Annotated in this window: 20 protein-coding genes; 15 read left to right on the top strand and 5 right to left on the bottom strand. The window is 62.2% G+C overall.

Features of this window, described 5'->3' with window-relative positions:
- Positions 1–160 precede the first annotated feature (160 nt).
- Positions 161–982, bottom strand: a complete 822-nt coding sequence (locus tag RR51_RS12155) for an aldo/keto reductase (protein ID WP_039613645.1) — start codon at positions 980–982, stop codon at positions 161–163.
- A complete protein-coding gene (locus tag RR51_RS12150) occupies positions 970–1875 on the bottom strand; it encodes a LysR family transcriptional regulator (protein WP_039613644.1) in 906 nt (301 codons plus the stop codon). The genes RR51_RS12155 and RR51_RS12150 overlap by 13 nt, the downstream gene beginning before the upstream one ends.
- A 140-nt stretch (positions 1876–2015) precedes the next feature.
- On the opposite strand from RR51_RS12150, the gene RR51_RS12145 reads away from it, so the two are divergent.
- From RR51_RS12145 to RR51_RS12110, 9 genes are all read left to right on the top strand, one after another.
- Complete coding sequence (locus tag RR51_RS12145; protein ID WP_015270421.1) at positions 2016–2714, top strand: CoA transferase subunit A; 699 nt, start codon at positions 2016–2018, stop codon at positions 2712–2714.
- 35 nt (positions 2715–2749) lie between these two features.
- Positions 2750–3406 (top strand): CoA transferase subunit B, encoded by a 657-nt coding sequence (locus tag RR51_RS12140; RefSeq protein WP_003260585.1) that lies wholly within the window; start codon positions 2750–2752, stop codon positions 3404–3406.
- 154 nt (positions 3407–3560) lie between these two features.
- Entirely contained in the window at positions 3561–4979 is a 1419-nt protein-coding gene (locus tag RR51_RS12135; RefSeq protein ID WP_039613643.1) for a short-chain fatty acid transporter, read from the top strand.
- Positions 4980–5066: 87 nt separating this feature from the next.
- Positions 5067–5609, top strand: coding sequence for a helix-turn-helix domain-containing protein (locus RR51_RS12130; protein WP_039613642.1), 543 nt, complete (start codon positions 5067–5069; stop codon positions 5607–5609).
- 250 nt (positions 5610–5859) lie between these two features.
- Positions 5860–6036 carry an EPS-associated small membrane protein EppA gene (gene eppA / locus RR51_RS31205; protein ID WP_013972718.1) on the top strand — a complete coding sequence of 59 codons (177 nt, stop codon included), beginning with the start codon at positions 5860–5862 and terminating at the stop codon, positions 6034–6036.
- 259 nt (positions 6037–6295) lie between these two features.
- The gene (locus tag RR51_RS12125) at positions 6296–6853 is read left to right on the top strand and encodes a polysaccharide biosynthesis/export family protein (protein ID WP_015270418.1); all 558 of its coding nucleotides are present in this window, start codon (positions 6296–6298) and stop codon (positions 6851–6853) included.
- Between the two features lie 24 nt (positions 6854–6877).
- The gene (locus tag RR51_RS12120; RefSeq protein ID WP_039613641.1) at positions 6878–7993 is read left to right on the top strand and encodes a hypothetical protein; all 1116 of its coding nucleotides are present in this window, start codon (positions 6878–6880) and stop codon (positions 7991–7993) included.
- A 19-nt stretch (positions 7994–8012) separates the two neighbouring features.
- Positions 8013–9575 carry a GumC family protein gene (locus RR51_RS12115; protein ID WP_039613640.1) on the top strand — a complete coding sequence of 521 codons (1563 nt, stop codon included), beginning with the start codon at positions 8013–8015 and terminating at the stop codon, positions 9573–9575.
- A gap of 10 nt (positions 9576–9585) precedes the next feature.
- Positions 9586–10392, top strand: a complete 807-nt coding sequence (locus RR51_RS12110) for a CpsD/CapB family tyrosine-protein kinase (RefSeq protein ID WP_013972714.1) — start codon at positions 9586–9588, stop codon at positions 10390–10392.
- 309 nt (positions 10393–10701) lie between these two features.
- On the opposite strand, the gene galE is transcribed toward RR51_RS12110, so the two are convergent.
- From galE to RR51_RS12095, 3 genes are all read right to left on the bottom strand, one after another.
- Complete coding sequence (gene galE, locus RR51_RS12105) at positions 10702–11679, bottom strand: UDP-glucose 4-epimerase GalE (protein ID WP_013972713.1); 978 nt, start codon at positions 11677–11679, stop codon at positions 10702–10704.
- A 79-nt stretch (positions 11680–11758) separates the two neighbouring features.
- Complete coding sequence (locus RR51_RS12100) at positions 11759–14374, bottom strand: cellulase family glycosylhydrolase (RefSeq protein ID WP_039613639.1); 2616 nt, start codon at positions 14372–14374, stop codon at positions 11759–11761.
- Between the two features lie 5 nt (positions 14375–14379).
- Positions 14380–15906 (bottom strand): O-antigen ligase family protein, encoded by a 1527-nt coding sequence (locus tag RR51_RS12095; RefSeq protein ID WP_039613638.1) that lies wholly within the window; start codon positions 15904–15906, stop codon positions 14380–14382.
- Between the two features lie 96 nt (positions 15907–16002).
- Here RR51_RS12095 and RR51_RS12090 point away from each other — a divergent pair, with 96 nt between their 5' ends.
- The 6 genes from RR51_RS12090 to RR51_RS12065 all read left to right on the top strand — a co-directional run bounded on the left by RR51_RS12090 (position 16003) and on the right by RR51_RS12065 (position 21287).
- A complete protein-coding gene (locus RR51_RS12090; protein ID WP_039613637.1) occupies positions 16003–17379 on the top strand; it encodes an oligosaccharide flippase family protein in 1377 nt (458 codons plus the stop codon).
- 108 nt (positions 17380–17487) lie between these two features.
- Positions 17488–17619: a hypothetical protein gene (locus RR51_RS31765; protein ID WP_259367280.1), complete on the top strand. Its 132-nt coding sequence runs from the start codon at positions 17488–17490 to the stop codon at positions 17617–17619.
- The gene (locus RR51_RS12080) at positions 17616–19082 is read left to right on the top strand and encodes an FAD-dependent oxidoreductase (protein WP_039613635.1); all 1467 of its coding nucleotides are present in this window, start codon (positions 17616–17618) and stop codon (positions 19080–19082) included. The genes RR51_RS31765 and RR51_RS12080 overlap by 4 nt, the downstream gene beginning before the upstream one ends.
- Before the next feature lie 105 nt (positions 19083–19187).
- Complete coding sequence (locus RR51_RS12075) at positions 19188–19805, top strand: acyltransferase (protein ID WP_024087161.1); 618 nt, start codon at positions 19188–19190, stop codon at positions 19803–19805.
- Complete coding sequence (locus RR51_RS12070) at positions 19798–20754, top strand: glycosyltransferase family 2 protein (protein ID WP_039613634.1); 957 nt, start codon at positions 19798–19800, stop codon at positions 20752–20754. The genes RR51_RS12075 and RR51_RS12070 overlap by 8 nt, the downstream gene beginning before the upstream one ends.
- Before the next feature lie 8 nt (positions 20755–20762).
- Positions 20763–21287 carry a serine O-acetyltransferase gene (locus RR51_RS12065; RefSeq protein WP_013972705.1) on the top strand — a complete coding sequence of 175 codons (525 nt, stop codon included), beginning with the start codon at positions 20763–20765 and terminating at the stop codon, positions 21285–21287.

The following is a 21287-nucleotide window of genomic DNA, read 5'->3' as shown; positions in this document are numbered from 1 at the left end:
TCGGCACCTCACGCAAAACCCTGATTTTTGCGCGGTCCCTGTGGGAGCGGCTTTAGCCGCGAACACCGGCGCAGCCGGTGCCATGCACCGCGTTGAATTCTTCGCGGCTAAAGCCGCTCCCACAGGGTACGAGGATTGCTTGCGAATTCAGTTCTCTTCGCTACACCATCGCCAACCGCTGCTTGCGCGTCGGTGCCGGGAACGCCCGGTCGATCGCCCGCAGGTCTTCGCCGGTCAGGGTCAGCGCACCCGCAGCGGCATTCAACCGCACATGCTCGGGCGTCACGGCCTTGGGGATGGCTATCACCCCGTCATTGCGTGTCACCCACGCCAGGCTGACCTGGGCCACCGTGGCCCCATGGTGCTCGGCGATTTCCGCCAGCACCGGGTGCTGCAGCAGGCGCCCGGCCTGGGCCAGCGGGCAGTAGGCCATGGTCGGCAGCGCACGCTTTTCGCACCACGGCAACAGGTCGAACTCGATGCCACGCTGGGCCGGGTTGTACAGCACCTGGTTGGTGGCGCAATCGGGGTTGTGCAGTTCGCGCAGGTCGTCGACATCGAAATTGGAAACACCCCAGCGCTTGATCTTGCCTTGCTCGCGCAAGCGCTCGAACGCTTCGACGGTTTCTTCCAGTGGGTGCTGGCCGCGCCAGTGCAGCAGGTACAGGTCGATGCAGTCGGTGCCCAGGCGGGTGAGGCTGCGTTCGCAGGCGGCGGCCATGGCGCGCAGGCTGGCATTGTGCGGATACACCTTGCTGACCAGGAACACCTGGTCGCGGCGCCCGGCAATGGCCTGGCCAACCACTTCTTCCGCGCCACCTTCGGCATACATCTCGGCGGTATCGATCAGGCTCAGCCCAAGTTCGATACCCTGTTGCAGGGCCGCCACCTCGGCCGCCTTGCGAGCAGGATCTTCACCCATGTACCAGGTGCCCTGGCCGATGGCCGGAACGCTCGAACCTGCCAGTTTCACGTAACGCATTTCACCTCCGGGATGCGGGTATTGGAAAGCAGTACCTCGAGCAGCGCTTGCGCTGCCGTGGAAAGCTTGTGTTCGCTAAGAGCAATCACACCGATGCGGCGCTCGACCGTGGGCTCGACCAAGGGCACGCAGCGGGCGCCAAGCTCCTGCATCTGATTGATGCAAAGTGCCGGCACGGCACTGACCCCCAGCCCACTGGCGACCATGCGCCCGACGGTAGACAACTGATGGCTCTCGAAAGCCACCGCGAGTTTGCCGTGGCGGGCGGCCACGTTCTGCTCCATCAGCAGGCGCACCGCCGAAGGGCGTTGCAGGGCCACGAAGTCTTCGGCCAGCAATTGTGCCCAGCTGACCTGGGGCAGCTGCGCCAAGGGCGAATCGGCGGGCACCACGGCGACGAAACGGTCCATGTACAACGGGTGGAAATCCAGGCCATCGATGTTATCCGGTTCGAAGCCGATGCCCAGTTCGACGCGGCGATGGCGCACCAGTTCCTGCACCTGTTCGTTGATCACATCGTGCACCGTGACGTTGACCTTCGGGTAACGCTGGCGAAATACCTTCAGCGAGTGGGGCAGCAGGTTGCCGGCAAAGGCCGGCATGGCCGCCACCGAAACCCGGCCCAGTTGCAGGGTGAAACGCTGGCGCAGCATTTCTTCGGTGTCGTCCCAGTCGGCCAGCAGGCGCCGTGCCAGCGGCAGCAGCACCTCGCCCTCGGCAGTCAGGCTGACGCTGCGCGTGGTGCGGCTGAGCAGGGCGCCGCCAAGGTTTTCTTCCAGGGCCTTGATGGTCAGGCTCAGTGCCGGTTGCGAGACATGCAGGTGTTCACCGGCCTGGGCGAAGCTCTGGTACTTGGCCACAGCGACAAAGGCGCGCAGTTGCTTGACGTTCATGACAGGCCTGTTGGTTGTTTTGCAAAAGTTATCAATCGATGATGAAAACAAAATTAACAAATCAGTCGCTTGCGGTGAAGATGTCCCCACACGCTCACCGACAGCCTCGTCGGTTCAACAACTACAAAAGGCGGATCAGCATGGCCGGACTGGACAAGCGCGTTGCAACCTATGAACAGGCCCTCGAAGGCCTGACCGACAACATGACGGTACTGGCTGGTGGTTTCGGCCTGTGCGGTATCCCTGAAAACCTTATCAGCGAAATCAAGCGCCGTGGCGTCAAGGGCCTGACCGTAGTCTCCAACAACTGCGGTGTCGACGGCTTTGGCCTGGGCGTGCTGCTGGAAGACCGGCAGATCCGCAAGATGGTCGCTTCCTACGTAGGCGAGAACGCCGAGTTCGAACGCCAGCTGCTGAGCGGCGAGCTGGAAGTGGAACTGACCCCGCAAGGCACTCTCGCCGAGAAAATGCGCGCCGGTGGCGCCGGCATCCCGGCCTTCTACACCGCCACCGGCTACGGCACCCCGGTTGCCGACGGCAAGGAAGTGCGCGAATTCAACGGCCGCAAGTACATCCTCGAAGAATCCATCACCGGCGACTTCGCCATCGTCAAGGGCTGGAAGGCCGACCACTACGGCAACGTGGTGTACCGCAACACCGCGCAAAACTTCAACCCGCTGGCGGCCACCGCCGGCAAGATCACCGTGGTCGAAGTGGAAGAGATCGTCGAACCTGGCGTGCTGCTGCCCAGCGAGATCCACACCCCGGGCATCTACGTGGACCGCGTCATCGTCGGCACCTTCGAAAAGCGTATCGAAAAGCGCACCGTCAAGGCCTGAGCGCCATCCACCAGAACAACAAAGAGATCCTGACCATGGCACTGACCCGCGAACAGATGGCGCAACGCGTCGCCCGTGAACTGAAGGACGGCTACTACGTAAACCTGGGCATCGGCATTCCGACCCTGGTGGCCAACTACGTACCCGCCGACATGGATGTGATGCTGCAATCGGAAAACGGCCTGCTCGGCATGGGCGAATTCCCCACCGAAGGCACCATCGATGCCGACATGATCAACGCCGGCAAGCAGACCGTCACCGCCCGCCGCGGTGCCTCGATCTTCGATTCGGCGCAGTCGTTCGCCATGATCCGTGGCGGCCACGTCGACCTGACGGTGCTCGGCGCTTTCGAAGTGGATGTGCAAGGCAACATCGCTTCGTGGATGATCCCGGGCAAGCTGGTGAAGGGCATGGGCGGCGCCATGGACCTGGTGGCCGGTGCCGAGAACATCATCGTCACCATGACCCACGCTTCCAAGGACGGCGAGTCCAAGCTGCTGCCGCAGTGCAGCCTGCCATTGACCGGTGCTGGCTGCATTCGCAAGGTGCTGACCGACCTGGCCTACCTGGAAATCGAAGACGGCGCCTTCATCCTGCGCGAGACCGCGCCTGGGGTGAGCATCGAGGAAATCATCGAGAAAACCGCCGGCAAGCTGATCGTGCCGGATGATGTGAAGGAAATGACCTTCTAACGCATCATGTGATCCTACCCTGTGGGAGCGGGCGTGCCCGCGAATGCTGCGGTGAATTTACCGACGCATTCGCGGGCACGCCCGCTCCCACAGGGTTTTTGCGTTGTCTGGCAATACTGCTTTACCTCATAAAACCAATAAAAGGAATTGAACTGTGGCCGCTGAAATCCAAGACAGCCGTTCCGCGCGCTTTGCCTTGCGCTGCTCCAACTGGGCCGAACGCTGGTTCCCCGATTCCTGGGTGTTTGCCGCCCTGGCAGTACTGCTGGTGTGCATCGGCGCCCTGGCCATGGGCGCCAAGCCGACCGACACTGCCAAGGCCTTTGGCGATGGCTTCTGGAGCCTGATCCCCTTCACCATGCAGATGGCCTTCGTGGTCATCGGCGGCTATGTGGTGGCCAGCTCGCCGCCCGCCGCGCGCCTGATCGACCGCCTGGCGCGCATCCCCGGCAATGGCCGTTCGGCCGTGTGCTGGGTGGCGCTGATCTCGATGCTGGCATCGCTGCTCAACTGGGGCCTGTCGCTGGTGTTCGGCGGCCTGCTGGTGCGCGCCCTGGCCCGACGCACCGAACTGAAGATGGACTACCGCGCCGCCGGCGCCGCCGCCTACCTGGGCCTGGGCGCCGTGTGGGCGCTGGGCCTGTCTTCGTCGGCGGCGCAACTGCAGGCCAACCCGGCCAGCCTGCCACCGTCGATCCTGTCGATTACCGGGGTGATCCCGTTCACCGAAACCATCTTCCTCTGGCAGTCCGGCGTGATGCTGGCGGCATTGGTAGTGGTCTCGCTGGTGATCGCCTACGCCACGGCGCCGGGCCCGAACAGCGCGCGCAGCGCCCAGGACTGCGGGGTCGACCCCAGCTTCACCGCGCCACCGGCACCCCAGCGCACCCGCCCGGGCGAGTGGCTGGAACACAGCCCCATCCTGATCCTGTTGCTGGTGGCCCTGGCCGCCGGCTGGCTGTACCAGGAGTTCGCCACCAAACCGGCGATTACCGCCATTTCCGGGCTGAACACCTACAACCTGTTGTTCATCATGCTCGGTGCCTTGCTGCACTGGCGCCCGCGCAGCTTCCTCGATGCGGTGGCGCGTGCGGTTCCGACCACCACCGGGGTGCTGATCCAGTTCCCGCTGTATGGTTCGATCGCTGCCATTCTCACCCAGGTGAAGGGCGTCGACGAGCAGACTTTGGCCCACCACATTTCACTGTTCTTCACCCAGATCGCCACGCATGACACCTATGCCGTGCTGATGGGCGTCTACTCGGCGGTGCTGGGCTTCTTCATCCCATCGGGTGGTGGCAAGTGGATCATCGAGGCCCCGTACGTGATGCTGGTGGCCAATGACCTGCAGTACCACCTGGGCTGGGCAGTGCAGATCTACAACGCCGCCGAAGCCTTGCCGAACCTGATCAACCCGTTCTACATGCTGCCGCTGCTGGGGGTACTGGGGCTCAAGGCTCGCGACCTGATCGGCTTCTCGTTCGTGCAGTTGCTGGTGCACGTGCCGCTGGTGCTGGTGTTGCTGTGGGCATTGGGTACGACGTTGCAGTACGTGCCGCCGGTGATGCCGTAAAGTCGGGGGCTGCACAGCAGCCCCAGCATTTCCCTGGCAGTCCACGTATGATGGCCGGGCTGCCTTCGCCTGGGAAATCCGCGTCACATGTCTATCCGATTGAAACTGCTGCGAAAGAAACTGGGGATGACCCTGGAGCTGCTGGCCGACAAGACCGGCATGACCAAGAGCTACCTGTCCAAGGTCGAACGTGGCCTGAACACCCCCTCGATCGCCGCCGCGCTGAAGCTGGCGCGGGCACTGAATGTCAATGTCGAAGAACTGTTCGCCGAAGAGCAGACCGGCCAGAACCGCTACAGCCTGGTACGCCATGGCGAGCGCCAGGCATTGGTGGGTGACGGGGCAGGGCCGGGTTACTCGGCCCTCACCAGCCAGGTCGGGCAGCGCAGCCTGCTGCCGTTCCTGATCCAGCCGCCGACCGAGTTCAGCGACCCTACGTTCAAGGAGCACCTGGGCGAAGAATTCCTGTTCGTCCACGCCGGCCAGGTGGAAGTGGACTTCATGAGCGAGCGGGTACTGCTGGAGCAAGGCGATGCCCTGCATTTCAATGCCCAGACACCACACCGGCTAAGGTCGGTCGGGCCGCTGCCGGCGCAGTTGCTGGTCGTGGTGCATCACGCAGACGAATAACATGCCGGGGCGCCAAACCGCCCCACGGCCTTGCCTTTCTCAGCGATGAAACTATGGCGCCACCCAAGCAGCGCCCTGTGCTCAATTTGCGCGTCGATATTTTGACTATATTGTCCGGCGCCCATTGAATTTTATTATAGTGTCGAATCGTTGACGCAATGTCATTGTGTTCATAAGCTCATCTCAACGGTGAAACAACTCCCGAACACCTCGCCAACAAACAGTTGATTTTCCTCTTCAGGAGGGGCGTATGCGCACGGCTCTGATTATCAAATCGATGTCTTTGCTGGCGCTGTTAAGTGGCGCAGCGCGTGCGGCGGATATGTATATCAATCAGAACAGTATCGTCCCTGTATCAACGGCAGGGTGGTTCTTTGCATTTGCTGTCGTTGGCTTTGTAGCTGTCGCCAACAGGAGAAAGATCTGAATCCGCCAGCCTGGGTTCTACCCTTGACGCCAGCGGCCCGGGGCCTAGCTTGTCAATTCCCCAGCCGTTGCTATATTGCCAGTAGCCCGTGCAGGTCCACGGTTGCAGGCAGCAAAGCCCAGGCTGCACAGCGTCAAGGCAAGGCCTCGTAAAGATCGAGGTCATCGCGGTTGGCGTATGCCGCGAAGCGGAGCGAGAGTTGGTGTGCTGTTCTCATTCAGTGCTCTTTGTCGGGCCTTTTTCGGCCGGAGGGACCCTCATGGTGCGTTCAATGTTTGCCGCGTTCTGCATGCTGATGGTGTGGTCTGGTGCCGGTAAGGCCGACCCGAGCAGTGCTACCTACCTGCTCAGCCCCGGCGATGTGGTGATGGTTTCAGTGTGGCAGGAAGATAGCCTGCGCCAGGAAGCCACCGTACTTCCCGATGGCAGTATCACGTTCCCCCTGGCAGGTCGCATCGATGTTGCCGGGCTGGATGTGACGACCGTTGAAAAACAAGTGGCTGCCAAACTCGAGAAATTCCTCCCCGACCCGAACGTCAGCGTTGTCGTCAAGAGCATCGCCGGCAACCTGGTCTATGTACAAGGCAAAGTGATCAAGCCCGGGCCGGTACAGATGGCTGGCCCTACCGCAGTGTTGCAGGCCCTGAGCATGTCCGGCGGCCTGGACAAGTTTGCAGATGAAAGCGAAATCAAAGTGGTGCGCGGCACTGGCGCTTCCCAAAAAATCCTGCCCGTGCGATATAGAGACCTGGTGTCTGGCCGGGATATGTCCACCAACATCCAACTTCAGGCTGGCGATACGCTGGTCGTCCCTTGATCATGCCTTTAATAAGAACACTTAATGCCTCTTCTCAGAACAACTAGTATTGCAACGGCAATCTTGGTGTTGCCGTTTACGAACACGGTCTTGGCAGCAAATTGGCAGTCTACGGTAGTGGTACCGACATCCGTCGAACATGACAGCAACCCCTTGCTGCTGTCGTCGGGTGAAAAGGGCATAACGCGCACGATCATCGCGCCGGATTACACCCTGATCGGTACCTTCGACCGTGACGAACTGAGGTTGGGGCTGGGCATGAATGTATTGCGCTCGTCCGACACGGCGGTGGTCGACAACCGTGAGGACCCTGACGTGAGCCTGGGCTGGCAGCGTCAGACCGAGCGCGGGCGGTTTGGCCTGCTGGCGCGTTACAACGAAAGTTCGACGCTGTCGGGAACGGTGCTGGATACCGGTGTGGTCACCACCGATGGCACGCAAAAGCTGTATACGCTGACCGGCAACTGGAGCCAGGCGGTTACCGAGCGTAGCACCTTGAGCAACGAAACCACGTACAACCGTGCCCGTTATGACATCAGTACGCTGACGGGTTACGAAGAACTGGGCAACGTGTTCACCTGGACCTACGCCTGGAGCGAGCGGGCCGATCTGTACAGCCGCTTTGGTGCCCGGCGTTATGAGCCCGAGGAGGATCAGACGGCGACGGCTTCCAACAGCTACAGCCCCGCGGTCGGGGTCAAGTACCAGTTTTCCGAAAGCCTCAGCGCCGATGCGCATGTGGGTGTCACCGAGGTTTCCGGTGACGAAGGTGGCCGACGCGGGGAGGGTGGGGTTGCGCTGCTGTACACCGCTGCGCGCGCCGTCGCCAGCTTCACCGCCGAACGCAGCACGGTAGCCAGCGCCGAAGGCGGCTTCGCCGAGCTGGACCAGGTGCGCGGTGTGTGGAGTTACGCCGTCAGCGAATTGACCCGGGTGGGCGCGGACGCTGCCTGGCAAGACAGCAAAGGGCAGACCCCAAACACCCTGCAGACTTACAGCGTGTGGGCCAGCCGCGAGTTTTCGCCGTACTGGGACCTGCGCCTGTCGCTGATGTACAAGGAACGGCAGCAGGATAACGAAGCCGATGCGAACGCTACGATCGTGGGTTTGACGTTGACGTACAGGTACCCCGACATCTGAACTTCAGGCAGGTGGCCCCATGAAGTCTGACTACGAGCTCTCCCTCAGAGATTACATTGCCATAATCAAGGACAGGGCCCTGTTATTGGGGGTGAGCATCGTAGTCATCCTGGCCGCGACCGTCGCAGTCGCGGTGATGGTGCCGCCGATCTACCAATCGACCGGCACCATCCTGGTGGAGTCGCAGCAGATTTCCCCTGAGCTGGTGTCGACCAACAACACCAGCTTTGCCGATGAACGCATCGAAGTGATTCGCCAGCGGGTGATGACCCGCGAGAACCTGCTGCGCATCATCGACAAGTACAACCTGTTTCCCGACAAGCGCTTCAGCGATAGCGACAAGATCGACCACATGCGCAGCGCCATCGTCGTCGAAACCCTTACCACATACGTGCGCGGGCGGGGTGAAGCGACCGTGGCGTTCAATGTGTCCTTCGAGCACAAGCAGCCCGAGGTGGCCAAGGACGTCGCCGACGAGTTGGTGACGCTGTTCCTCAACGAGAACCTCAAGCAGCGTACCGAGCGGGCCAACGAAACCACCGAGTTCCTCACCCAGGAGGCGAACAAACTGGGTGCCGAACTGGCCAACCTGGAAAACCAGCTGGCGGATTTCAAGCAGGCCCACGCCAACGCCTTGCCCGAGCACCAGACCTTGCGCATGAACATGCTGTCACGGTCGGAGCTGGAGTTCCGCGAGGTCGACCGTGATTACAAGGCCGCCCAGGAAGAACTGCGTTACCTTGAGCTGGAACTGTCCGCGGCCAATGCCGGGCTGGCAACCAAGGCCGGCGAAGGCCCCAGGGCGGCCGGTGCCGAGCAGCCCCAGGACCTGCCCAGCCTGAAGGCCGAATATGCCCGGCTGCTGAGCCGCTACAAGGAAGCCCACCCCGATGTGGTGGCGGTCAAGCGCAGGATCCAGGCGCTCGAAGCCAGTGGCAATCGCACGGCGGCGGCCTCCACGGTCGGCCTCGATGTCGCCCGCGTGCGCGCCAAGATGAGCGCGACACAGGAGCGCATTGCTTCGCTGGCCGAGCAAAAGCGCGAGTTGACCCGCAAGATGGAAGGCTACGAGGCCGAGATCCTCGAGGCGCCGCAGGTCGAGCGTGGCCTGGTGACCTTGATGCGTGACCACGACAACGCGCGCAAGAAGTACGAGGAAATCCGCGCCAAGGAAATGGGCGCGAAGATTACCGAAAGCCTGGAGCAGGAGAACAAGGCCGAGCGCTTTGTACTGCTTGAGCCACCACTGATGCCCGAGAAACCGATCAAGCCCAACCGCAAGAAGATCGCTGCGCTGGGCCTGGTGCTGGCACCGGCAGGTGGCGGTGCGCTGGTGATGGTGCTGGAGATGTTCAACCAGCGCATTCGCGGCGTCGGTGCACTGGAGAACCTGCTGGGCAGGCGGGTGCTGGTGGCGCTGCCATACATCGATACCAAGGCCGATGTGGCCAGGCGCAAGCGTTGGCGCAACTGGCTGATCGTGGCGGCACTGGCGCTGGCGGCTATCATGGTAGTGCTGGTGCACGTGTTCTACATGCCACTGGATGTGCTGTTGTTCAAAGTCATGTCTCGGTTTGCATAGGGAAGCAGTGATGGACAGGACCAAGCAGGCTGTCGGCAATAATCTTCACCAGGTTACCCCGGGTACCCCGCAGGCCTTGTCACCCGCCCCTGGTACGGCACTGGCGGAAGTGCCTGGCCAGTTCGATTACGTGAACACCAAGGTGGTGCCGCTGCGCGCGGAGCACCTGGAGCGTCACCGTATCGTCGCCTACAACAAGAACTCCAACATGAACGGGCCGATCGACCTGCTGCGCACGCAAGTGCTCAGGACCATGGACGAGAATGGCTGGCGAACCCTGGCCATCACCTCGCCAACCCCTGAAGCGGGCAAGACGGTGCTGGCGATCAACCTGGCCATGAGCATCGCCCACCACACCACCAAGACCGCTTTGCTGGTGGACTTCGACCTGCGTCGACCCAAGGTCGGCAGCAGCTTGGGCCTGCCCATGGACCAGGCGTTGAACGAGTTTCTGACGGACAAGGCCGAGTTGCAGGACTGTCTGGTCAACCCGACCTTGCCTCGGTTCGTGGTGCTGCCCACGCGGGTGCCGGTGCCGTTGTCCACCGAAATGCTGTCGTCGCCCAAAGTGAGCAACCTGATCAGCGAACTACGCAACCGCTACGAGTCGCGCATCTGCATTTTCGATTTGCCGCCATTGCTCAGTTCTGACGATGCGATCACCGTGATACCCAAGTTCGACTGTGTGCTGCTGGTGGTGGCCAACGGTATGAACAACAGGAAGGAGATCGAGGATTGCCTGCATCACCTGGCAAGGGTGAACCTGGTGGGAACGGTATTGAACAAAGCTGACGAGCAGCCTCGAACCTATTATTGAGTCTCGGTATTCTGGGGCTGCTTCGCAGCCCATCGCGACACAAGGCCGCTCCTACAGGTACAGCGCATACCCTCAGTTGACGGGGTTTCCTGTGGGAGCGGGCATGCCCGCGAAGCAGGCGACGCGGTGGATGGCACCGGCTGCGCCGGTGTTCGCGGGCGCGCCCGCTCCCACAGGTACAGCACATTCCTTCAGCTGGTGGGGGCTCTGTGGGAGCGGGTTTACCCGCGAAGCAGGCGACGCGGTGGATGGCACCGGCTGCGCCGGTGTTCGCGGTCGCGCCCGCTGCCACAGGTATGGCGCACTCTTTCAGCGGGTGGGGTAGCGAGCCCAGGGGTACTGCAACTCCCACTGCCACGCATGCCGCACAATCGACTCCAGCGTGGCAAACTCCGGCCGCCAGCCCAGCATGTGCATGGCCTTGCCAGCATCCGCCACCAACCGGGGCGGGTCGCCGGGGCGGCGGGGTGCGTCGAGGGTACGGATCTGCCGGCCAGTCACCGCCCGGGCCGTATCGATCACCTGCTGCACCGAAAAGCCCAGCCCGTTGCCCAGGTTGAACGCGGTTCGCTCGCCACCCGCCAGCAGGTAATCCACCGCCAGTGCATGAGCCGCCGCCAGGTCGGCCACATGCACATAGTCGCGTATGCAGGTGCCATCCGGCGTGTCGTAGTCGCGGCCAAACACCGTTACTGCATCACGCCGGCCCGAAGCGGCCTGCAGGATCAGCGGGATCAGGTGGGTTTCGGGGTCATGACGCTCTCCCAGCTGGCCCTCCGGGTCTGCACCCGCTGCGTTGAAGTAACGCAGGCATACCGACTTCAAGCCATAGGCCCGGTCGAAGTCCTCGAGAATCTGCTCGACCATCCATTTGCTCAACCCATACGGGTTGATCGGCCCCTTGGCATGCGCTTCGTCGATCGGCACGTACTGCGGGTTGCCGTAGACGGCTGCGCTGGAAGAAAAAACCAGGTGCCTGATACCGGCATTCACCATGGCCTGCAGGAGGGAAAGGGTGGCCGCGACATTGTTCTGGTAGTACTTGCCGGGCACGCTGACCGACTCGCCCACCTGGATGAACGAGGCAAAGTGGAACACGGCATCGAAGCGGCAAACACCGAACAGCACATCCAGGGCGGGCTCGTCGGCGATGTCCAGTTTCGCCCACTGGACGCCGGGGCCGGGCGAGACGAGGTCCGCCACCACCACCTCATGGCCCGTACCGAGCAGGTGCTTGACCATGTGCGAGCCAATGTAGCCTGCGCCACCGACAACCAGAAACTTCATCCATGCCTCCTGGACTCTGCTGTTGTACAGCTGCGCTTTTCAGCTACAGGACTGTTGTGAGGGTAGATGGCCATATGCCCTATTTCAAGAACAGCCAGTTGGACATGTACTTGCCGTCGAACGTGATGCTGTAGCGTCCATCCTGGTAAGCCATCGGCAAGGGTTTCAACTGGGCCTGTGCATCCCGGGCGAACAGCTTCAGGCCAGCAGGCGCCTTGATGTTCAAGGTGCCGGCAAACGGCTCTACGTTGAACGGTGTCTTGTCATCGGCCTTCGGCACGGCCCGGGTACCCAGCGACAGCAGCAGTTCACGCGACTGGCCCAGAGGGTTGCCGTCCAGGCTTTGCACCACGACGCTGGCGTACGGCGTTCGTGCTTGCACCTGGATGGCGCCCAGGCTGATCAAGCGACCTCCCAGCCATCCGGTGGCGGCCTGGGTCAGCGGTGTATCGATGGTATAGATGCCCTGTTGCCAGTTGCGCTTGAGTTCGCCCGTATCGCTGACCGCTTCCGTGGCGTCGGCCGGCAGCAAGGACTGCTCCGGGTCCTGCAGTACCTGAGCACCGGCAGGGATGGCGGCGGGTTTCAGCCAGGGTAACTCCGGTGTCTGTGGCAGGGCGATCTGCAGTTGGCCCTTTTCCATGGCCGTGCGCAGCAGTGGCGAGTTGCGCGGGGTGATCTCCTGGTTGTACAGGGTGGCGGGCGTCGGCGCGAACACGTATCGGGTAGTGGCCGGTTTCACATCCGCACGGCGATAGAGCAGGGCGGCAGCGGGCAGGGTGGCGATCATCGCCGGGTCGTTGTACGCGTGCCAGTTATCCGCCGTGCGCCAGCCAGGGTTGAAGGCCTGCTGGCTGTAAGCGTACTGCATCATGGCGTCCCAGCCCTGGTGGGCGGCGGTGCCGGCCACGTACAGCGGCAGCGAGTGGCGGTCGGGCAGCGGGAAGGGTTCGGCGTTCCACTCGGTGACAGTCAGCGGCTTGCCGACTACCTGGGCGGCAGCGAGCCAGTCGATCACGCCGTCGCTGGTCAACGGGTTCTTCTCCAGTTGGCCATTGGCACCGTAGCCATGGGCATCGATGACATCGCCTGTGGTCAGTGCCGGCAGCGCGCTCAGGCCATTGCCGCCCCAGGTACTGGTGGTGGCGATCGGCACTTTCACGCCGAGGCCGCGCAGGTGAGTGATCATGTCGGTGTTGAAGCGCTGTTCCAGGTCGTTGAGAAACAGCTTCGAAGGGCCATGCTCCCAGGCGCGCCAGGTGAGGTCGGTGGGCAGGTCATATTGTTTGGCGAAGGCTTTGGCCGCTTCCATGTAGCGCTCGCTATGGCGCGGCACGTCCTTGTTCGGCATCAGGGCGTTACCGTAATGCTGGGTGAGGTCGTTCTCATTGGTGAGCAGCACGGCAGCGATGGCGGGGTCGTCCTTGTAAGCCAGGCCGGTGTATTCATTCACATGAGTCAGGTACTGCTCGGCAAAGCGTTTCATCGCCTGTTGGATGCTTCGGTTCACATAGGCGTAACCCTTCAGGTCGACATGGCTCTCACCCTTGGCCAGCTCCTTGAAGTCATCGATATTGTCATTGGCAGTAAGCGCCCGCTGCACGTGAAGGTCCAGCCAGATATAGATGCCCTCGTCCTTGAGCGCCTTGATCCACAAGTCGAGCTTGCGCAGCGATTCGGCACTGAGCTGCTGGGTATCGCGCACCAGGGTGCCGTCGCCGAACACGTTCGGGCTGACCCAGGGCGAGTCGTGGTGATGCAAACGCACCAGGTTGAACCCCAGTGCCGACAGGCGCTTGGCCTGTTGGCGGATTTCTTCGTCGGGGCTCTTGAACAGCGAATAGGCGGACAGGTTGGTGCCCCAGAAGCGCACTGGGGTGTTGTTTTCGAACATCAGCTGCTCGCCGACAGCCTTGACGAAGCCATGCTTGCCGGCAGGCTTTTCCGGGGCGTTGAGGAATGACAGGTCCACGGGCGAGGTGCGCCAGTCCAGTTGGTCGTCGGGCCAACCGGCGGGGTCGGCCAGGCCGAAGCGTTCGCTGGGCGTGGGCCCCAGGTCGATGTCGCCGGTGATGTTCAGCACCGCCTTGATCTGCTGCCGACCAGCGTTGATCGGGTCGCTGTAAATGAACGCACGCAGTTCGGACGGGTTGCCGCGCTCGAAATACACCTTGGCCAGCGGCGGGTCGAAGCGCATTTCGATGCGTCGGCCCTGGTCAGCCTTGCCCCATGACCAGCCGCGGTTGCCGGGCAGCAGCTGCGGTGCACCCATGCCCCCGGCGATTTGCGCAGGGTCAAACTCGAACACCATGCCACCGCCCATTACTCCGGCCTGGCGGCTGTGGGCCTCGAGGTCGAAGGCCCAGCCCAGGGTTTGCGCCTGCTCCTTGCGGATATCCGCCGCCAGATCGAAGTCCAGTTCCTTGTTCTTGCCCTGCAGCATGTAGTGGTCGGGGCCAACTACCTTGAACGTGGTGGAAAAACCGGTCCAGCTCCAGTTGGCCGCCCAGAAGTCGAACTTGGCTTTCATCACTGGCCCACCACCGCGGGTCACCAAGGGCAGGCCGTTCTGTTCATCGACACTGACTTGCCACGCTGAGGCCCAGCCGGCGAGCGGCAGTGAGGCCAGCCCGGCGATGGCCGAAACCCGCAGCAGGGTTTGAAAACCCCAGCGGCGCAGGGGGAGCAGGTTCATAGGTGTCACCTGGGTTGAAGGGCGGGGTCGGCCAGCGCGATGGCCTGGCTGTTGTGCAGCTTGCGAACCATCTGGACATAGGCCACGCCCAGTCCGGCGACAGTCCAGTACACCACCGGGATGAAGGTGATGCTGCTGACGGTGAAGATGATCACCAGGATGCCGATCAGTGTCGCCAGCAATGCCCGGCCGAGCTGGCGTCGCTCGTCGTCCTTGTCGGGGAAACTGCGCATGGCCTTGCGGATACCGTGCAGTACGGCAGCGAAGAACGCCACGAACAGGCCCAGCCCGACCAGCCCGACCCGCAGTGCCAGGTTTATATAGGTGTTGACGATGTCGATGATGCCGTCACCCTGGATCATCGATTGCATTTCCGGGGTGTTGCGGAAGTCGAACGAGCCGAACAGTGGGTTGCGCTGGATGACGATCCACGAGTTGTCCATCAGCCGTTCGCGGTAAGTGATGTTCTCTTTCTCGAGGTTGCCAATGAACGGCAGCATGTCCAGTACCTTGTCGCCACCGGGCACGATGGTCAGCAAGGGCAGGGCCAGCATGCCGGCCGCAGCGAGCAGCGCCAGGCGCCTGACCGCACCTTTGCCCAGGGCGATGAACACCACCACGATGACCACGGCACCGATCCACGGGCCGCGGGACAGTGGCGCGAACAGCCCTGCGGCCAGCAGCAGGGCGCCCAGGGCCCGCTGCAGGGGGCGGCGCACGTAACCCTGGACGAACAGGAACAGGCCGATGGCCACGCTCATCACATAGCCCAAGGCAATCGCCTGCCCGGTGGTGACGCTGGCGCGCAGCGAACCGCCACGGCTCAGGTAGCCGGACATGCTCCACGGCACGCCCATGGCGTCGACCAGGGCACTGTACAGCAGCCAGTGGCGCACGTACTCGGCCACGCCGATCAGGGCCAGAACGAATGAGGCAAGCACGAAGGCCAGCAGGGTGTCCTTGAAATCGCTGATCTGGCGCAGGCCACGGCTGGCCACGTAATACGGCAGTAACACGTCGACAAACAGGTACAGCGTCTGGCGCAGGGTGTCGGTCAGGGTGGTCTCGCGCAGGTACAGCACGCTCATCAGCAGCAGGCCGGCCGCCAACAGCCTGTCGGGCCAGGTGCGGCCGAAGCGCAGGGTGTCGCCTTGCCGGCGCAGGGCCAGCGCCGCCGGCAACAGCACGCACAGGGCCAGCAGGCGGATATGATTGATGTCTACCAGGTAATTGACCACGCCAAACCCGGGCACCTGCACCGAAGCCGGCGGGATCAGGAACAGCAGCATGTAGAACAGCGCCATGGGGTTGTGTTCGCGGCGCCCGGCGATGTACAGGATGACGGCGCCAGCACCCAGGTACAGCCAGAAGCTGTGCGAGAAGAAGGCCAGCAGGGTAAGCAGGAACCACAGGTTGCGTCGGCGCTTGAAGTCGCTCAGCGGAATCAGGTCGGTGGCAGGCCGCCGCGCCAGCAGGAAGACCACGCTCGCCAGAAAAAGGATGACGATCAACGCACGAAAATGTTCAGGCATTGGCTATGTGCACCTTTGCATCGGTGGGCAACGGCTAGCGTCGTGGCTGATTGAAACTATAGTGACCTTTTAGCCAGTCAGTCAGAGATTGCTCTCATGCCGTCGATTGATGTGTCTGCCACCGCGAGCCTGCGCAAGCGGGCCCTGAGGGCCGGGTCATGGAACCTGGTTGCACAAGTGGCGTCACAGGTGATGCGCCTTGGCGGCAACCTGATCATGGCCCGCTTGCTGCTGCCGGAAATGTTCGGGGTGATGGTCATCGCCACCACCGTTTCGGTACTCCTGCATCTACTGTCCGATGTCGGCCTGCGGCAGAACATCATCCAGAGCCATCGCGGTGACGACCCGGATTTTCTCAATACTGCATGGACCGTGCAGATCATCCGCGGCTTCGTGCTGTTCGCCCTGACCTTGCTGCTGGCCTTGGGGGCCTGGTTCGCCCAGCTCGCCGAGCTGTGGCCGGCGGACTCCACCTATGCCGCACCGGTGTTGCCGATGGTGCTGGCGGCAACCGGGCTGTCGGCGGTGATCTGGGGCTTTCAGTCCACCAAGATAGATGTCGCGGTACGGACTTTCCAACAGAAGCGCGTGGTGCTGGTGGACCTGGCCTCGCAGGCGGTCGGCCTGGTGGTGATGCTGGTGCTGGGCTACCTGACCCATTCAGTGTGGGCACTGGTGATCGCCGGCCTGGTGTCTGCCGGGGCCTGGACCCTGCTCGGTCACACCGCCCTGGAGGGGCATGACAACCGCCTGCAGTGGGACCGCAGCGCGCTGACCGAACTGATCGTGTTCGGCCGCTGGATCCTGTTGTCGTCGATGGTCGGCGTGCTGGCCATGTACGGTGACCGCATGTGGTTTGGCGCCAGCATGACGGCGGCACAACTGGGTGTGTATTCGATTGCCGTGTTGATCCTGGGTGCCGTGCAGACCGCGCTGATGAAGGTTTTCGGCGCGGTGGCGCTGCCCGCCTTCAGCGAAGCGGCACGGGCCGATGACAAGGAGCGCCTCAAGGCGCTGTATTACCGCTTCCGCCTGCTGGTCGACCTGCTGGTGCTGTTCATCTGTGGCGGCTTCCTGACCGCCAGCCCGTTGCTGATCGGTTGGCTGTACGACGATCGCTACCGTGAAGCTGGCCCGATGATGGCCATTCTTTCGCTGTCGTTCCTCACATTGCGCTATACCTTGGCTCATCAGGTGTGGATTGCCCTGGGCCTGACCAGGTACCAGGCCATGGATAACATCATCCGCCTGGTCTCGTTGTGGGGGGGGCTGCCACTGTTGCTGGCGATCGGTGGCGTTGACTGGGCGATCTGGGGGGTTGCCCTGCATACCGTGCCAACCCTTGTGTTGATCGTGTACGTGAATCGCAAGCTGGATATGTTCAGCCTGAGGCGTGAGCTGGTGGTACTGCCGATGCTACTGGTCGGGGCGCTTTGCGGGGCGCTGCTGACAGCCTTTTTCAACTGGCTGTAATTCGGCTTGTCGGGTGAAACTTTCTAAGGTGCAGGTCATTGGATCATGGGGAAACTTACGTTTTGTACTGCGCAATTGGGTCGTAGGGGGTTTCTCCAGAGTTGTGTCTTGCTGGGTGTAGGTGGTGTGGTGTTCGCTGCTACGCCAGCCGTCGCCAGCCAACCTGCTGGCAAGCCTGGGTTCGTGGTGATCAACGGCTGGGTACTGCCGTCCCGTTACTTCCGGAACGAGCACGCATGATCAGGGACTATCAGCAGCAGAAGGCGCTGCGCGACAGTTACGATGTCTGCATCATCGGCGCCGGCCCGGCCGGTATCACCCTGGGCCTGCGCCTGGCCGCCGCCGGCTGGAGCGTCCTGCTTGCCGAAGGTGGCGGGCGCGAGTACTCGGCGAACTCGCAAGCCTTGTACGCCTGTGCATCCACTGGCCTGGAGCTGTATGCCGGGGAAGCTCGCCTGCGTTACCTGGGCGGCACATCCAACCATTGGGCCGGCCGCTGCCGGCCGTTCAGCCCCTCGGACTTCGCAGTTCCCCCCATTGGCGACTTGCCTGGCTGGCCCATTCCTTATTCGGAGATCGCAGGCTACCTGCCTGCTGCCATGGATATCGTCGACCTGCCGCCAGGGGCGGACTTTCACGCGTTGAATGATGGCCTCGACGGCGGTGACTTCGAACCGGACCGCTTTCTGCTCAGCCCGCCAACGCGCTTTGCGCAGAAGTACGCCACGGCCCTGGAGCAGACCCAGGGCCTGGATGTATTCATCAACTGCAATTGCGTGAACCTGGAGTTCGACCAGGCCTCCGGTCACCTGGCTGCAGTCGTGCTTTCCGATTACGAGTGCAATCGCCAGCGCCTGGTTGCAAGAAACTTCGTACTCGCTACAGGTGCCATCGAGAATGCCCGGCAACTGCTCAACAGCGAGTCGTTGGCGGCGGCGGGGATCGTGAGCAAGGACGGGCTGGTCGGCGGGTGCTTCATGGAGCATCTGAACATTGATCTTGGCACCTTCATCCTCAATTCGAGGCTGGCCCCTGACCCGCGTGAGTACTACACCACCGATGCTTTCGTTGAGGAGTACAAGGCAGGCAAGGGCAACGTCAGGGCTGCCTTGCTGGCTGATGTGCAAACCTATGGTCGTACTGCCGAGGTGAAGCATTTTCTGGAGAACCTGGCCTGCGACATGGGAGTAGCCAGCAAGATCGCCTTCGTGGCCAAGTTCAACTGCCCCGGTGATGGCGTCATCAGCACCATGATCGAGCAGTTTCCCAACCTGCACAGCCGCGTTTCGCTGCTGGAGGAGAAGGACGCACTGGGCGTGGCCAAGGTCAATATCAACTGGGCCCTGACCGCTGATGACCGGCACACCATCAAGTGCATCGGAAGCGAGCTGGCCAAGCAGTGGGCTGCCATGGACCTGGGCTACATCAAGCTCAATGACTTCGTTTACGACACCTCGATACCGCTGAAGTTGTCGCCACATGCCCATCACATGGGTACCACGCGCATGGCGTCTTCGGCGCAGTTTGGTGTTGTCGATACCAACTGCAAGGTGTTCGGTACCGAAAATCTTTATGTCGCCGGCAGCAGCATCTTTGCCACGGGCGGCGCTTGCAATCCGACCATGCCGCTGCTGCAGTTTGCGGTACGCCTGGCCGACCACCTCGATGCCAGGCTGAGCGCGGCCAGCGACGCGGTGGGGTAATGCATGTTGTAAACGGGTTGAGTGCGCGACGGTCAGCACCCACAAGAACGAGACCGGATGCGCCTCAGGGACAGTCCAGATGGCTTTGATTGCGAGGCTGGCAGAATGAAGGGATGGATACGCAAGGCAGTGGCGCACTATGTCCATGCAACGGGGCGAGGAAGCTCCTTCTACAGGAGGTTCTGCAAGCCGTCGGGGCTTGAGTGGGGGGCCTACCTTGCCCGCTGGGGCAACTTCCACTCGGTAGGCAGCAACTTCTATGTCAATACAGGCTGCAAGTTCCTCGACCCTTCGCTGGTTCGCATCGGCAACAGTGTGGGGCTGTCCGACTGCACCCTGATCGGTCATGACGGGGTGGTATTGCTGATCGAACATCGCTTCGGCAAGCACCTGGATTCGGTCGGTTTCATCGACATCAAGGACAACTGCTTCATCGGCCACGGTGCAATCGTCATGCCTCGCGTCACCATCGGGCCTGAGTCGATCGTGGCCGCCGGTGCCGTGGTGACCAAGGATGTGCCGCCGGGCACGGTGTTCGGTGGCAACCCTGCAGAGTTCATATGCACCACCGAGGCGTTGATCAAGCGGGTTGAGGCACGTTGCGAAGCCTACCCATGGATCGACCTGGTCAAGCAGCGCAATGGAGCCTACGACCCGCAACTGGAGCCGCAGCTGATGGCGCAAAGGCGCCAGTATTTCTTCGGGGACGGCAACAATGGCTAGCAAACCTGTGGACGTCATGGTGGTCAATTTCAACACGGCCGGGCTGCTGCAGCCGATGTTCGATGCACTGCGTCGGGCCGACAGCGAACGGCTGGCCAGCTACCTTGTGGTGGACAATGCCTCGGCCGATGACTCGCTGCAGCGCATGGCCGAGGTATGCCCGCAGGCGCTGCTGCTGAGCAACAAGCAGAACGTGGGGTTCGGCCGGGCCAACAACCAGTTGCTGGCGCACCTGAAGGGCAAGTACGCCTTGCTGCTGAACACCGACGCCTTTGTCGCCGCCGATTCACTGCAGAAAACCCTCGACTACATGGAAGCCCACCCGGAGTGCGGTGTGCTGGGGGTACGCCTGGAGGGACGCGACGGCGCCCTGCAGCCCAGTTGCCGCTACTTCCCCACGCCGTTCAACGTGTTCGTCGGGCGTACCGGGTTGGGGCGTTTCTTCCCGGGTTTGAAAATGGTCGACGAAATGGATTGGGACCACGCTTCGGTCCGCGAGTGCGACTGGCTGCCTGGCTGCTTCTACCTGGTGCGCCGCGAAGTGCTCGACCAGGTGGGCCTGTTCGACCCGCGCTACTTTCTTTATTACGAGGAGGTCGACCACTGCAAGCGGGTGAAGGCTGCAGGCTGGAAGGTGGTGTTCTACCCGCATACCACGGTGGTGCACATCGGAGGGGAAAGCTCCAGATCGGTGGCCGAACTGGAGGCGGCCAGCCGGCAGATCTCGTCATACCAGATCGAAAGCGAGCTGCTGTACTTCCGCAAGCATCATGGGCTGGCGGGCCTTGCCCTGCACATGCTGCTGGTCACCTTGGGCGACCTGGTACTGGCACTCAAGGCGCTGTTGAAACGACGCGGTCGGGGCGCAATACAGGCCTGCTGGCGTCACTGCCGGGCGACCTGGTCTCTGTTGTTCAAGACCCGGTACGCCAGCCAACCGACAAGGTAGGTGGAGCCATGTTCGAGAATATACGTGCCGACCTGCGTGCCCATGGTGGCGACTGGGGCGCCCAGGGCTTCTGGGTATTGCTGGTGTACCGCTTCGGCCGCTGGCGCTATGGGGTGCGCCCGGCACTGCTGCGAAAACTGTTTTCGCTCATCTACAAGGTCCTGTTCAAGTTCGTGCAGATCATCACGGGTGTGGAGCTGCCGTGCGAGGTGGTGATCGGCCGCAACTTCGTCATCGACCATTTTGGCGGCATCGTAGTCAGCGGCTATGCCCGGTTTGGCGATGACTGCCGCATCCGCAACGGGGTAGTGGTGGGCCTGAAGAACGTCGATGAGCCGATTGCACCAGTGTTCGGCAACAACGTCGATATCGGCACCGGGGCCAAGGTGCTGGGTAGCATCCGTATCGGCAACGACGTGATCATCGGTGCCAACGCCGTGGTGCTGGTGGATGTGCCGGACAATTCGCTGGCGGTGGGGGTGCCGGCCATCATCAAGGCCAGGCAACCGGCCGCCACGGCGCCCGTCGAGTGA

The sequence above is a fragment of the Pseudomonas sp. C5pp genome (assembly GCF_000814065.1).
Taxonomy (GTDB): Bacteria; Pseudomonadota; Gammaproteobacteria; order Pseudomonadales; family Pseudomonadaceae; genus Aquipseudomonas; species Aquipseudomonas asiatica.
The sequence above is the reverse complement of the archived record's forward strand: the minus strand, read 5'-3'. Positions and strand labels throughout refer to the sequence as shown.

What these genes read in the sequence shown, in the direction of transcription:
- RR51_RS12130 (WP_039613642.1), top strand. Translation starts at nt 5,067, where the DNA reads ATGTCTATCCGATTGAAACTGCTGCGAAAGAAACTGGGGATGACCCTG.
- RR51_RS12125 (WP_015270418.1), top strand. Translation starts at nt 6,296, where the DNA reads ATGGTGCGTTCAATGTTTGCCGCGTTCTGCATGCTGATGGTGTGGTCT.
- RR51_RS12110 (WP_013972714.1), top strand. Translation starts at nt 9,586, where the DNA reads ATGGACAGGACCAAGCAGGCTGTCGGCAATAATCTTCACCAGGTTACC.
- RR51_RS12095 (WP_039613638.1), bottom strand. Translation starts at nt 15,906, where the DNA reads ATGCCTGAACATTTTCGTGCGTTGATCGTCATCCTTTTTCTGGCGAGC.
- RR51_RS12080 (WP_039613635.1), top strand. Translation starts at nt 17,616, where the DNA reads ATGATCAGGGACTATCAGCAGCAGAAGGCGCTGCGCGACAGTTACGAT.
- RR51_RS12140 (WP_003260585.1), top strand. Translation starts at nt 2,750, where the DNA reads ATGGCACTGACCCGCGAACAGATGGCGCAACGCGTCGCCCGTGAACTG.
- RR51_RS12090 (WP_039613637.1), top strand. Translation starts at nt 16,003, where the DNA reads ATGCCGTCGATTGATGTGTCTGCCACCGCGAGCCTGCGCAAGCGGGCC.
- RR51_RS12100 (WP_039613639.1), bottom strand. Translation starts at nt 14,374, where the DNA reads ATGAACCTGCTCCCCCTGCGCCGCTGGGGTTTTCAAACCCTGCTGCGG.
- RR51_RS12065 (WP_013972705.1), top strand. Translation starts at nt 20,763, where the DNA reads ATGTTCGAGAATATACGTGCCGACCTGCGTGCCCATGGTGGCGACTGG.
- RR51_RS12120 (WP_039613641.1), top strand. Translation starts at nt 6,878, where the DNA reads ATGCCTCTTCTCAGAACAACTAGTATTGCAACGGCAATCTTGGTGTTG.
- RR51_RS12145 (WP_015270421.1), top strand. Translation starts at nt 2,016, where the DNA reads ATGGCCGGACTGGACAAGCGCGTTGCAACCTATGAACAGGCCCTCGAA.
- eppA (WP_013972718.1), top strand. Translation starts at nt 5,860, where the DNA reads ATGCGCACGGCTCTGATTATCAAATCGATGTCTTTGCTGGCGCTGTTA.
- RR51_RS12150 (WP_039613644.1), bottom strand. Translation starts at nt 1,875, where the DNA reads ATGAACGTCAAGCAACTGCGCGCCTTTGTCGCTGTGGCCAAGTACCAG.
- RR51_RS12075 (WP_024087161.1), top strand. Translation starts at nt 19,188, where the DNA reads ATGAAGGGATGGATACGCAAGGCAGTGGCGCACTATGTCCATGCAACG.
- galE (WP_013972713.1), bottom strand. Translation starts at nt 11,679, where the DNA reads ATGAAGTTTCTGGTTGTCGGTGGCGCAGGCTACATTGGCTCGCACATG.
- RR51_RS12070 (WP_039613634.1), top strand. Translation starts at nt 19,798, where the DNA reads ATGGCTAGCAAACCTGTGGACGTCATGGTGGTCAATTTCAACACGGCC.
- RR51_RS12115 (WP_039613640.1), top strand. Translation starts at nt 8,013, where the DNA reads ATGAAGTCTGACTACGAGCTCTCCCTCAGAGATTACATTGCCATAATC.
- RR51_RS12155 (WP_039613645.1), bottom strand. Translation starts at nt 982, where the DNA reads ATGCGTTACGTGAAACTGGCAGGTTCGAGCGTTCCGGCCATCGGCCAG.